Annotated in this window: 17 protein-coding genes and 1 pseudogene; 14 read left to right on the forward strand and 4 right to left on the reverse strand. The window is 52.0% G+C overall.

Features of this window, described 5'->3' with window-relative positions; translation table 11 throughout:
- The 5 genes and pseudogenes from IEV89_RS02945 to IEV89_RS02965 form a co-directional block, all read left to right on the forward strand.
- Window positions 1-553, forward strand: a pseudogene (locus tag IEV89_RS02945) (replication protein); the annotation flags it as partial.
- On the forward strand, window positions 553-1941 hold the full coding sequence (locus IEV89_RS02950) for a replicative DNA helicase (RefSeq protein WP_188470378.1): 1389 nt from the start codon (window positions 553-555) through the stop codon (window positions 1939-1941). The pseudogene IEV89_RS02945 and the gene IEV89_RS02950, both read left to right, overlap by 1 nt.
- A complete protein-coding gene (locus IEV89_RS02955) occupies window positions 1941-2363 on the forward strand; it encodes a NinB/YbcN family protein (RefSeq protein ID WP_188470211.1) in 423 nt (140 codons plus the stop codon). Before IEV89_RS02950 ends, IEV89_RS02955 begins: the two co-directional genes overlap by 1 nt.
- The gene (locus IEV89_RS02960) at window positions 2363-2719 is read left to right on the forward strand and encodes a RusA family crossover junction endodeoxyribonuclease (protein ID WP_188470213.1); all 357 of its coding nucleotides are present in this window, start codon (window positions 2363-2365) and stop codon (window positions 2717-2719) included. Before IEV89_RS02955 ends, IEV89_RS02960 begins: the two co-directional genes overlap by 1 nt.
- A complete protein-coding gene (locus tag IEV89_RS02965; protein ID WP_188470215.1) occupies window positions 2716-3420 on the forward strand; it encodes an antitermination protein Q in 705 nt (234 codons plus the stop codon). The genes IEV89_RS02960 and IEV89_RS02965 overlap by 4 nt, the downstream gene beginning before the upstream one ends.
- A 178-nt stretch (window positions 3421-3598) precedes the next feature.
- Here the strand turns inward: IEV89_RS02965 and IEV89_RS02970 are convergent, their stop codons facing one another.
- Window positions 3599-3784 carry a ribbon-helix-helix domain-containing protein gene (locus IEV89_RS02970; protein ID WP_188470217.1) on the reverse strand — a complete coding sequence of 62 codons (186 nt, stop codon included), beginning with the start codon at window positions 3782-3784 and terminating at the stop codon, window positions 3599-3601.
- Between the two features lie 59 nt (window positions 3785-3843).
- On the reverse strand, window positions 3844-3903 hold the full coding sequence (locus tag IEV89_RS02975) for a type I toxin-antitoxin system Ibs family toxin (RefSeq protein ID WP_188470380.1): 60 nt from the start codon (window positions 3901-3903) through the stop codon (window positions 3844-3846).
- A gap of 280 nt (window positions 3904-4183) precedes the next feature.
- Between IEV89_RS02975 and IEV89_RS02980 the strand changes: the two genes are divergently transcribed.
- The 5 genes from IEV89_RS02980 (at window position 4184) to IEV89_RS03000 (ending at window position 6484) form a co-directional block, all read left to right on the forward strand.
- Window positions 4184-4453 (forward strand): phage holin, encoded by a 270-nt coding sequence (locus IEV89_RS02980; RefSeq protein ID WP_188470219.1) that lies wholly within the window; start codon window positions 4184-4186, stop codon window positions 4451-4453.
- A gap of 2 nt (window positions 4454-4455) precedes the next feature.
- Complete coding sequence (locus tag IEV89_RS02985; protein ID WP_188470221.1) at window positions 4456-5004, forward strand: lysozyme; 549 nt, start codon at window positions 4456-4458, stop codon at window positions 5002-5004.
- A gap of 3 nt (window positions 5005-5007) precedes the next feature.
- Window positions 5008-5403 (forward strand): hypothetical protein, encoded by a 396-nt coding sequence (locus IEV89_RS02990; RefSeq protein ID WP_188470223.1) that lies wholly within the window; start codon window positions 5008-5010, stop codon window positions 5401-5403.
- Window positions 5404-5538: 135 nt separating this feature from the next.
- Window positions 5539-5799 carry a hypothetical protein gene (locus IEV89_RS02995; protein WP_188470225.1) on the forward strand — a complete coding sequence of 87 codons (261 nt, stop codon included), beginning with the start codon at window positions 5539-5541 and terminating at the stop codon, window positions 5797-5799.
- 82 nt (window positions 5800-5881) lie between these two features.
- On the forward strand, window positions 5882-6484 hold the full coding sequence (locus IEV89_RS03000) for a terminase small subunit (protein ID WP_188470227.1): 603 nt from the start codon (window positions 5882-5884) through the stop codon (window positions 6482-6484).
- A 45-nt stretch (window positions 6485-6529) separates the two neighbouring features.
- On the opposite strand, the gene IEV89_RS03005 is transcribed toward IEV89_RS03000, so the two are convergent.
- Together IEV89_RS03005 and IEV89_RS21935 are read right to left on the reverse strand one after the other, a co-directional pair.
- On the reverse strand, window positions 6530-6796 hold the full coding sequence (locus IEV89_RS03005; protein ID WP_188470229.1) for a DUF6953 family protein: 267 nt from the start codon (window positions 6794-6796) through the stop codon (window positions 6530-6532).
- A 3-nt stretch (window positions 6797-6799) separates the two neighbouring features.
- Window positions 6800-7057, reverse strand: a complete 258-nt coding sequence (locus IEV89_RS21935) for a YodC family protein (protein WP_308420846.1) — start codon at window positions 7055-7057, stop codon at window positions 6800-6802.
- 1 nt (window position 7058) lies between these two features.
- On the opposite strand from IEV89_RS21935, the gene IEV89_RS03015 reads away from it, so the two are divergent.
- The 4 genes from IEV89_RS03015 (at window position 7059) to IEV89_RS03030 (ending at window position 12001) form a co-directional block, all read left to right on the forward strand.
- Window positions 7059-8675: a terminase large subunit gene (locus IEV89_RS03015; RefSeq protein ID WP_188470233.1), complete on the forward strand. Its 1617-nt coding sequence runs from the start codon at window positions 7059-7061 to the stop codon at window positions 8673-8675.
- Between the two features lie 2 nt (window positions 8676-8677).
- Entirely contained in the window at window positions 8678-10153 is a 1476-nt protein-coding gene (locus IEV89_RS03020) for a DUF1073 domain-containing protein (protein WP_188470235.1), read from the forward strand.
- Between the two features lie 82 nt (window positions 10154-10235).
- Window positions 10236-10760, forward strand: coding sequence for a phage head morphogenesis protein (locus IEV89_RS03025; protein WP_308420847.1), 525 nt, complete (start codon window positions 10236-10238; stop codon window positions 10758-10760).
- 2 nt (window positions 10761-10762) lie between these two features.
- On the forward strand, window positions 10763-12001 hold the full coding sequence (locus tag IEV89_RS03030) for a DUF2213 domain-containing protein (RefSeq protein ID WP_188470239.1): 1239 nt from the start codon (window positions 10763-10765) through the stop codon (window positions 11999-12001).
- The last annotated feature ends 5 nt before the right edge of the window (window positions 12002-12006 follow it).

Consider the following 12006-nt stretch of genomic DNA (forward strand, 5'->3'; position numbering starts at 1 on the left):
TGAACAGGTTCTGGCAGAAGCAACACAGGCTCTGGAGTATTACAACGAGCTCACCGAAGGCAGTTGCCGTTCTGCAGAGCCATTCGCCGTGCTGCTGACAGAAACCAAGTCTCGCAACGCCTACACCCTGCAAGACCTGCAGTTGGTCGTTCGCTGGGTGGTGCAGACGTGGAAGCGTCGCAATAACACCGTGGCGAAGCCGATGAATATCTGCCGTGTTAACCGCTTTGATGGGTATCTTTCCGACGCAGAAGCTTGGCAGAAAACCTGTGTTGATATCGACTGCCAGGCGGTGATCGACGCTTACAACGAAGTTACTGTCGGGCGCATGCCTCCAGCAGAGCTTTACCGAGACCGTGAGTTGGCAATCCGTGAACTTGCGGGACACCTCGCTAAAAAGACGCCAGAAGGATTTCGGGAGTACTTCGGCATATTCCTGACAGATGCCCGCGATTTTTACTTTGGTGGCCCAGACGGCCTTGGCTGGTGCGCAGATTTAGATTATTTGCTGAAGCCGGTCACCTTCCGGAAAGTCCGTGGAGGTACGCTGTGATCAATCAGGAAATCGAAGCAAGCGTGATCGGCGGTCTGCTGTTGAGCGGTTACACCCCGGATGCCGCCGATGTGCTGGCCACGCTGGATCCAGAATCATTTTCCGTGCCGTTCTATCGCCTGACTTTCAAAGAGATTAAGCGCCAGGCGAACAACCGTGGGTTAATCGACGGACTGTTGATTGCCGAAGCCATGGGTGATGAGCACTTTGCTAACGTCATGGACACCATGCGCAAATGCCCATCGGCTGCAAACCTCAAGGGCTATGCGCGGATCGTTGGCGAGTTTTCCCAGATCCGCCAGTTCCAGCAACTCATGGAAACCTACTACGACCAAATCACCACCGCGAACAACCATGAACGCGCTATCGACACGATTCAGGAGTTCGTAAGCCAGGTGATGAACATCAACCGCTCGCACGACGAGATCCAGCCGGTTCATATCGATGAGCTGCTGGGCTCGTATGCCGATCTGCTTGAACACCGGCTATTGAATGGTGAAGAGTCCGACACGCTGAAAACCGGTATTGTCGAGCTGGACGAGATCACCGGCGGCCTGAATAACGAAGATTTCATTGTCGTTGCCGCACGGCCTGGCATGGGCAAGACCGAGTTTGCGCTCAAGGTTGCTGAGGGCGTTGCTGAAAGCACCATTCGCATCGGTGAGGAAGATTTACCGCGCGGAGTGCTGATTTTCTCAATGGAAATGAGCGCCCAGCAGGTTATTGAGCGCCAGTTAGCGGGTGCGGCCAGCATGCCGGTTTCCTCGCTCCGCAAACCTTCCCGCATGGACGATGAAGACTGGGGCCGGATCTCCATGGGCATTAAGCGCCTTTCTGGATTGCAGGTATGGGTTGTGGATGCCTCTAACCTGACGATTGAGCAGATGCGTGCGATCGCTGAGCGACTTAAGCGCAAGCACCCAAACCTTTCACTGATCATGGCTGACTATCTCGGTCTGATTAAGAAGCCACGCGCCGAGCGTAACGACCTCGCTATCGCCCACATTTCCGGCAGCATGAAACGCATGGCGAAAGAGCTTAAAACCCCTGTCATGTCGCTGAGCCAGCTCAACCGTGACGTCGAAAGTCGACCAAAGGGCCAGAAGCGCCCGGTCAACTCAGATCTGCGTGACGGCGGTTCTATCGAGCAGGACGCGGACGGGATTTATATGCTTTACCGCGACGGTGTTTACGAGCCTGACGGCCCGACGGCGCCATACGCTGAAATCATCGTGACGAAGAACCGTTTCGGTATGCTCGGCACCGTTTATCAGCAGTTTAAAAATGGACACTTCATGCCGACTGATCAGGTGCGCGCCGCTGAAATCTGCAAGGTTCGTCCGCAACCATCCGTATCACAACGTAGCTACGCGAAGAGGGAGATCTGATGGATGATTTCTGCCTGCACGAAACCACGAAGGCCCAACTATGGCCAGTCCTGCGAGATATGGTGGCATCAGGTAAGCGCTACCGTGTCAGCATCGTTGAATGGCGTGATAAGCGCAGCCTTAGCCAGAACGCGCTGCTCTGGAAATGGAATGGCGAAATCGCTGGCCAAGTGGCGAAAGCCGCAAAGGGTAAGTTCACGGGTGAGCAGTTGCACGAATACCTGAAAGAGATTTACTGCCCGCCAAAGGCGATCACGGTAATGGGCGAAACCCGGTACGTGAAATCTACCAAATTGCTCGATACCGGTGAAATGACTATGTACCTCGAGCAAGTCGATGCCTGGGCGCATCAGCGCGGTTTCCGGCTGACCATTCCGGCGCGCTGTGAATACCAGCAACTTAGAGCACAACAGGGAGCCTGATGAAAACCTACGCGATAACGCCCATTCCAAAGCCTCGAATGACGCAGAGAGACCGCTGGAAACAGCGCCCGCCTGTGCTGCGTTATCGCGCGTTCTGTGACGAGGTGCGACTCAATAAGATTTCACTGCCGGAATGCGGCCATCACGTTACTTTCGTCATGCCAATGCCTCAAAGCTGGAGTAAGAAAAAACGCGCAGAGTGGAACGGTCAACCGCATCGTCAACGCCCAGACGCTGACAACCTTCTCAAGGCTCTAATGGATGCGATTTACGATGAAGACTGCGCGGTCTGGGATGTGCGCGTGACTAAATTATGGGGCGAAGCTGGCCTGATCAACATCGGAGAAAGCGCATGAGAATCGAACACGCACTGCTGGCAAGTAGCCCTAAATCACCCTCAATCATGAGTATGGCCGTGGAGACCAAGCCTCAATCGAACCTCTGCACCGACCATACCGGCGAGATGCAGGATCGGCGCGTAGTGCGTGCCTCTCAGAGCCGCTCAGGCGGGAAGGGGGGATATACCGATGTCATGTTTGCATTGGGCGTTACGCAGTCGCGCGAGGCCCAAGGTTTGAGCCTACTTTATGCAAAATACAACAAAGACCCGAAAGAGCGTGAGGCGGCGATAGAGCGCCTGGCTCAGTTCGCTATCAAGCAAGCACCGAAGCTCGTAGGCAAAGCATCCGGGCGCCAGATGGCCCGCTGTATGGTCCTGCTGGCTAAACTGGCCGTAGATGACTTCTGCCGCACGGCTGATGTCGAGCGTGCGCGTTGTCGCTGCGGTGGTACCGGAAAGGTTTATGACCTGGTTGCTACCAAGCTTGCTGGGCATGCGGTCGAGAAAACCTGTCAACGTTGCCATGGTACCGGCCTGAAGCCGATGACCAGCGCGCCAGCTTTCAAGGTTGTGAAAGGCCTGTTGCCTGAGCTATCTCAGCCATCGTGGAACCGTAACTGGCAGCGCTTTTTCGATATGCTTATCAGCCATTGCTGCCAAGATGCGAGCGCCGCTGAGAGCGTGTTAGGGCGCGTTTCTCGCTGTGATATGATTTAACTAAATAACACTATAAATCAATGTAATGAAAAAATTGCTTTGCAAAAGTGAATAAAATTGGCTAGATTCACTCCTAATGATGGGAGATTAATACCCAGCACACATTCAAGCCTCGGCACTCGCCGGGGCTTTTTGCTTGATGGACAGGCAATTCCCTTTGCCATGCCATGTACCAGCATTACTTTTTCAGACTTTCAGCGAGTAGCTCGACAGCTTTTGATATCACTGCTGATTGTGGTGTTCCCGTCTCTTTAGACAATGCCTCTATCAACTCAATAATTGATACTGGTAGCTTGTATGATTTTGCGCGAACACCGCGCTTATCGTCGCTTTTCTGCTGAATGTCGACTCTTGACTGTGCCATGAAAAACTCCTAAATTGGGGGTTAGGGTGGAGGGGATTTCTCCCCTCCTTCTGACTGTCTTAGTAAGCCGCGAAACTTACAACTAAGAGAACAATCAGAATGATGATTAACTTCATCATAACCCTTTCCTCATACTGGCCTCGCTTCGGTGAGGCCTTTACCGTTTCAGCGTCTTGCTGATGTAATGATTACAGGTGTACCTACTTATTTAAGCAAGCACTATTTCACTGAAAATGGTAAAAATATCAAATTATTAGGCTCACTTCGGTGGGCCTTTTTTATTGCCAAAATTTAGAGCCACGCCAATCAGCGACAAAATACCCTCTATCCGTCTGGCGTCGGCTCTACTCCTTATGACTACAGAAACACAGCCCATTCAACTAATGGGAGGTGGGACAAATGAAAATGATCCCAGAGAAAATTGCATCAGCGGCATCCTACTGCACATCGGCAGGACTTATCTGCGCTGGCAGCTTTAGCGACTGGTTGCGACATCTGGACTGGAATCAAATAGCCATCATCGGCGGTTTCGTCATAGGTATCGCAACCTACATCACGAACACATATTTCGAGTGGCGTCGTACGCGGGCTTATGAGCGCGGGGTAGATGCCGGAATAATTAACCAGCCGCCTGAAAAGCGGAGCCTATTTAAAAAGAGCGAGGACTGATTATGGCTTCGGTATCTCGCAAGGGAGTTATAGGCGGCACCTGCGCAGTGATGACCATCATCGCTATTGTTGTTAGTGGTGGACAGGTCAGGACAAATGAGCAAGGTCTTGAGCTTATCGGTAATGCAGAGGCATGCCGCCGAGAGCCATATGTTTGTCCGGCTGGATATCTGACTGACGGAATAGGTAATACACACGACGTGAAAGCTGGTACGCGAAAAACCGATCAACAGATCGCCGCCGATTGGCAGAAAAACATTCTTGCTGCGGAGAAGTGCATAAACACGTATTTCCGTGGCCGCGACATGAATGATAACCAGTTCAGCGCTATGACATCGGCAGCGTTCAATATGGGATGTACCAGCCTGCGGAGCTATTACAGCAGCGCACGAAAAACTCGAATTGAAACCTCCATTCACAAATACGCACAGGCAGGTAACTGGCCGATGATGTGTAACCACCTACCTGACTTTGTTAATGGCGGCGGTAAGCAATTACCCGGCTTAGTTATCCGACGCGAAAAAGAAAAGGCCATGTGCCTGAAGGGGTGAGTGATGGTCATTAATTATGTTCGCCTCATCATCACCATCATCTTCGCGCTAATCATCGGCGTTCTGATGTGGGCCGCCTTTCACTACTACGGCAAGACCATCAGCCAGCAGTCTGAAATCTCAGTGGCTAACCAAGCTAAAAACCAGGCTGAGTTCATTACAAAATCCCAGGCACTCACGACTGGAATTTTCAACACCATTGCAGAGGTAAACATCAATGCTAAACAAGGCATGCAAAGTGATGGTGAAGCGCAGGTTATTTACATCACGAATGCGATCAAGGGCGATGCTTGCGCTGATAAGCCTGTTCCTTCTGCCGCTGCTGACAGCTTGCGGAAATACGCAGATAAAATACGTGCAAATTCCACCTACGCCACTCCCGGCAAACCTGCTGGGTGATTATCCGGTCCCGGTAATTCCTGACCCATTGCTGTGGGGGCAGTGTCTGACGATTAATTCTCAAATGATGACAACCATTGAGAAGGTAAACCGGGATAAGGCAGACATTCGCAAGGCAGAAGAGGCCAGACAGAAATGATCAAACGTTTTCTTGCATGGCTCATCAGCATTTACACCAAACCGACACCAGTCGAAACCAAAACACCAGGAGTTACCATGACTGACCAAGTAGTAGACATCCCCGCTCAAGTTGCAGCCTCAGCAGCCCCAGCAGCAGAAGTAAAAGCAGGTGTGGCTGATTTCGAAGCAGCACTAAGATTCGTTGAAAGCGGCGTTGCTCAGTTGGGTGAAGCTGCAAAAGACGAGTTGAAAGAACTGGCTAAGAAATACCTGTAACCCGATAACGCATTACAAGGGGCATCCACTTTTCCTGATGCTCCTGATAATGAATTAACGGAGGTTTCAATAAGGAGTGAAAATGACGCTAACAGAAGAACAAAAAGCGCTTTTCGCTGCTCTTACTGTGTTACAGAAAAAATACGTGACGCAGCTGCTGAAAGGCAAAAATCAAACCGACGCCTACAAGAAATCGGGCGGCAAAGCCAAAGGTGATGCTCTCCGCGCTGCCGCCTCCCGTTTGTATGCAAATGTTAACGTAAAAGCGTTTCTGAAATCCGTGCAGCACGAACAGGTTTCTGAGGCCGTAATGACGTATCAGGAAGCGCTCGAACGCTTGACCGTTATGGGCCGAACATCCATTGCAGACCTGGCTACATTCGGGACGCAGGTTGTGGGCGAAGATGATGACGGGCATCCGGTCATCCAATCCACTTGGGCGTTCAAGAACTCGAATGAATTGAAGCAGGAACACCTCGCCGCGATATCAGAACTGACCGCTGGAAAAGATGGCTTAAAGCTCAAATTGCATGATCCGAAGGCGGCCATTAAACAGCTGGCCGAATTACAGGGCTGGGAAGCGCCGAAGAAAACTGAGATTAGCGGGCCGGGCGGCAGACCTATCCAGACTGCGAATTTGACGCCGGATGAAGCGGCGGAGGCGTATCGGAAAATGATGGGATGAGAAAGGGGCTAATTCGCCCCATATAAAACTTCAGTTGTGAAGGGCTCAGCCGCGGGCATTTCTTCCCGGTTCATCTTCTGCAACGCGATAACGCCAGTAAAATCCGGAACGAACCCAAACGACATCATCTTTCGTTAATTTGAGAAATTCATTTAGAAGAGGGCGCCCCAACACTTGGTTGCCATCCGCATTTTCAATTAAATGCGATTCGTCTTTGCTCTTGATTAGATAATCAACAACATCATCCTGATAAACGCATCCTTCTTTACTTAGTTTTTTCAGCATCCATTGAGCGATATCGTTATTTTCCATGCCCTATTCCTTGGCTGGAGGTAGCACTAGCTTTAACGAATCACCAGGGAAATATCCTTGTTCCAATTTCTTACCAGCGAACCATTGGCACTGATAGCCCCTTTGGATGGGCGAGTATTCTCTAACTGTCATTTCTGGTCCGCCAGATATGAGCGTAACCATTTGTCCAGTCTCGTATGTGTTGATCATAAAATCTCCTTTGTTAATAAGCACATTTAATATGTGACTTTTTGTATGCGACTTCAATAACCGCGGATTCATTATGCCGATCCCATTCTCATTTAATTTCAAAGAGCCGGACTACATGCAGGTTTTTGAATGGCGAATGGAAAGGCTGCAGCGCATTCGCCAAGACCCTCAATTACTGCCAGTTCTCAAAGCCTTTTACAAAGACAATCCCGCCCAATTCATCATCGACTGGGGCATGACTGTTGACCCGCGCAATGTCGAACGCGGCCTGCCAGCGCGCATCCCGTTCCTGCTGTTCCCGAAACAGGAGGAGTGGATTCAATGGTTCGTTGAACGCTGGCGCAGCGCTGAGCCTGGTATCACGGAAAAGACGCGCGACATGGGCATGTCATGGCTGACGGTCGGCATGGCTTCATCGCTGTGCCTGTTCAATCGCGGCGTATTCGCTGGCTTCGGCTCTCGTAAAGAGGAATACGTCGATAAAATCGGCTCGCCGAAGTCGCTATTCGACAAGGCTCGAAACTTCATATCGCTTCTGCCTGCTGAGTTTCGCGGCGGCTGGAGCGTCAAGCAGCACGCACCGCACATGCGGATCCTGTTTCCTGATACCGAGTCAGCCATGACCGGCGAAGCGGGCGACGGGATCGGACGCGGTGACCGTACCAGCTTTTACATTGTTGATGAGTCAGCATTCTTGGAACGGCCGTATCTGGTCGATGCCTCGTTGTCTGCCACGACGAACTGTAGGCAGGACGTGTCTACGCCGAACGGCATGGCGAACTCATTCGCTGAGCGGCGCCATAGCGGCAAAATCAAAGTTTTCACATTCCACTGGCGCGATGACCCGCGCAAGGATGACGCCTGGTATGCAAAGCAGGTGGAGAACCTCGACCCGGTCACCATCGCGCAGGAAATCGACATCAACTACAACGCGTCTGTCGAAGGCGTACTGATCCCGTCTGCATGGGTTCAGGCAGCCATTGATGCGCATGAAAAACTCGGTATTCAGGCCACCGGCCAACGTATGGGTGCGCTCGATATCGCCGATGAAGGCAAAGACACCAATGCATTTACGACGCGGCACGGTTTCCTGCTGGAGAACGTCGAAGAGTGGTCTGGCAAAGGCGATGACATATTCGGCACGATTCAGAGAGCGTTTGGCATCTGCGACGACAAACAACTTGAAAGTTATCGGTTCGATACTGATGGCCTTGGAGCTGGTGCGCGCGGAGACGCCCGTGTGATCAACGAGCAACGTGAAGGTCAGCTTCAACGCCAGATCATGGCAACTCCATTTCGCGGAAGCGGTAGCGTCTTCGATCCTGACGCTGAGGCCGTTCGTGGTGATAACGGGCAGCCTGGTCGTCTCAATAAGGACTTCTTCGCAAACGCCAAAGCTCAGAGCTGGTGGAGTCTGCGCACGCGCTTTCAGAAAACATATCGCGCCGTGGTCGAAGGCATGGATTTCAACCCGGACGACATCATTTCGATAAACGGCAACATAGAGAAACTCGGCAAGCTCATCTCGGAACTGTCGCAACCCACTTATTCAGTCAACGGGGTGGGCAAAATCATCGTGGATAAAAAACCTGATGGCACGAAGTCACCCAACCTGGCTGACTCGGTCATGATTGCGTACGCGCCAATGAATACCGCCTTGGATATCTGGGCGCAACTCGGCAGAGGCTGAATATGTCAGAAACACAACCTGTCGAGTCGATAAGCATTCCGACCAACGATAGTTACGAGAACTTTACCGCCCGGCTCGGTTTGAATGAGTCGAACCAGTCGGGCGCCAGCACCTACAAGAACAACTGGACGTCGCGTAACCGGCTGCTGGTCGAGCAGGCTTACCGCTCATCTTGGTTGGTGGGCGCGGGCGTTGACGCCATTCCCGATGACATGACCCGCAAGGGTATTACTATCACTTCCAAGTTGGAGGATGGCCGCAAGAATGAGCTTGACAGTGCTTGGGATGAAATGGGCATCTGGGAAGCATTTAATGACACGCTCAAATGGGCAAACCTTTACGGCGGAGCTGTTGGGGTCATCCTCATTGATGGGCAGAACTATTCTAAGCCGCTCCGCGTTGAGGCCATAGGCAAAGACTCCTTCAAAGGCATCATGGTGATGGACCGATGGATGCTTAATGCGATGACCGGACAGCGAGTTAAAGAACTCGGGCCGGATTTCGGAATGCCAGAATTTTACAACGTAGTGACGTCTGCAACCGGCATACCGCCGTGGAAAATCCATCACTCCAGGCTAATGAGATTTGACGGCGTTAAGTTGCCATATCAGCAGCGTATCACGGAAAACGATTGGGGCATGTCAGTGATAGAGCGTTGCTTCGATCGGTTACTGGCTTTCGACTCAACTACCACTGGTGTCGCCCAGCTAGTTTATAAGGCCCACTTGCGGACGTACAGCATTGAAGGACTCCGCAGTCTTCTCGCTATGGGGAAGGATAACCCAGCGTTCAAAGGCTTGATGGCTCACATGGACATGATCCGCCAGTACCAGAGCAATGAGGGTATGACGCTCATGGATGCTAAGGATAAGTTCGAGGCACACAGCTTTGCATTCGCTGGCTTGAGCGACGTCCTTGCGCAGTTCTCTCAGCAAGTGGCCGGTGCGTTCGATATCCCTCTTGTGCGCCTTTTCCGACAATCGCCTGCAGGATTCTCAACTGGCGATGCTGACCTAGCAAACTATTACGACACCGTTTCTACTCGGCAAGAGCGCAAGCTGCGCCGTCCGATCCGGAAAGTCTTCGAAGTGATGCATATGAGCATGTACTCGCAGCCACTTCCAGACGACTTCTCATTCGAGTTCAACGAACTGTGGCAGACGCCTGACAGTGAACGTGCGGATACTGCGACTAAGGTCGTGGCCGCAACCGTACAGGCTGTGGACGCTGGACTTATGACTGAAAAGGCTGGCGCTCAACACTTGCAGGAAACAGCCCGTGTAACCGGTATTGGGGCCACAATCAGCGACGAGGATATTGATAATGCCAGCGATCTCCCGCCGCCGAGCGAGAAAGACCTCGATAACGTCGAAACCACCAAACCTGAAGAGGGCAGAGCGGCAACTAAGAACGCAGCTACGACAGATAGCCCAGGCAGTAGGAGCAATCGTCGAGGGTTCTTACGATGGTTCAAATGACAGTGTTACAGACATCATGGACCGACTTGAGCGATATGCTGACCTGATAGAGCCATGGGCAGCGGCAGTATCAGGCCGCCTGATGTCTACGCTAGAAATATCTGATGATGCCATGTGGCGTGAAAGGTCGGTGGCAATATCATCAGGCCTGCGAGACATCATGAACAGCGGCACTGGTCAGGTTACCCGCAGTATCATTGATGAGCAGGTGAAGCTGTTCAAATCACTCCCCCTTCAGGCAGCAGACCGAGTTTACGACATTCACAATGCGGCTATTGAGGCTGTAGTGAGTGGCAAGCGATCAAGCGAACTGACCAAAGAAATCATGCGCACTGGTGACGTCACGGAGGCGCGGGCAAGAACTATCGCCCGTACTGAGGTTGGCCGCGCATCCACCGCATTAACTCAAGCCCGTTCAACCGCTATCGGATCACCTGGTTATATATGGCGCACTGCTGAAGATAGTGATGTTCGTCATTCCCACAAGCAGATGGAAGGAAAATATGTTGACTGGTCAAAACCTCCAACGCTGGACGGTATGACAGGTCATGCAGGGCAATTCCCTAACTGTAGATGCTATCCAGAGGTGGTAATACCGGAGAGTTAACAATGCAATATTTCTACACCTCACGGATCGGTAATAGCCGGTTCGAAATGGCAGACGGCTCGCTGCTCTGCAAAGACGTTCCCATCGCGCGCACCGGCATGCAGGCATACGACGAAAGCGAACTGGAAGGCCTGATCGGCGACGAGGATGGCGAGATTGTTGTCACCCGTGATGCCGATGAAGTTTTCCGACCGGAGACTCTCGCTTCTTTCGAAGGTATGGCATTCACCCTTGGTCATCCTAAGGACATGGTTAATCCGGGTAACTGGAAAGACTATGCGCACGGTCATATTCAAAACGTCCGGCGCGGTACTGGTGACCAGGCAGATTTGATGCTCGGAGATATCCACATCAAGACCGCCGAAGGCATTCAAAAGGTGATGGATGGCCAAGACCAGATCTCCATGGGCTACGACGCAGAGTATGAGCAAAGCGGTCCCGGTAAGGCGAGACAATACAAAATTGTAGGTAACCACTGTGCGGGCGTCCCCAACGGGCGCGCGGGCATTCGTTGTTCAATCGGAGATAGCTTATTCATGACTACAAAAAATCAAGGCTGGTTAACCCAGCTTAAACGAGCGATTAAAACCAAGGACGCTGATGGTCTGGCTGAACTGGTCGATAACGCACCGCAGGAGCTGATCGAACCAAGCCTTGATTTGGCTCGCGCAGTAAACATCGTTATTAACCCGGCGCAGCCCCTGCCACCAGAGAAAGAGTTGGGCGGCCTGACCACTGATGAAGAAGGTGCAGGCGCATCTTCAACCAGCGAACTGGAAGCGAAGGTCGATGCATTGGTGCTGCTTGTGCAAGGGATTATCAGCGGCGGATCTACCGCAACAACCGACGCTGGCGATGATGAAGACGAAAAGGACGAAAAGAAAAAAATGACCACTGATGCTGCTTATCAGCAGGGTGTCATTTCTCGCGCCGACCTCATCATGCCAGGCGTCAAGTTACCGGAAGGCGGCAAGCTGGCATCGTTCAAACGCTCAGTGATGGATGCTGCATTCAAAACGACTGAAGGCCACGCCCTGCTGATGCCGTTGGTTGGTGCAGCGCCGGACTTTGCCAAAATGCCAAAGGCCACCCTGGACGCAACTTTCATTTCCGCCAGTGAAATTGCTAAGGCCCGGAATAACGCCGTTGTTAACACAGGTCGCTCAAACTTCTTTGACGCATCAAACAAAAACTCACCGGCTGCGCTTAACGCTGCATACGCTGCCCACTGGAAAAAATAAGGTAA

The sequence above is a fragment of the Hafnia psychrotolerans genome (genome assembly GCF_014639435.1).
In the GTDB taxonomy this organism is placed as follows: Bacteria; Pseudomonadota; Gammaproteobacteria; order Enterobacterales; family Enterobacteriaceae; genus Ewingella; species Ewingella psychrotolerans.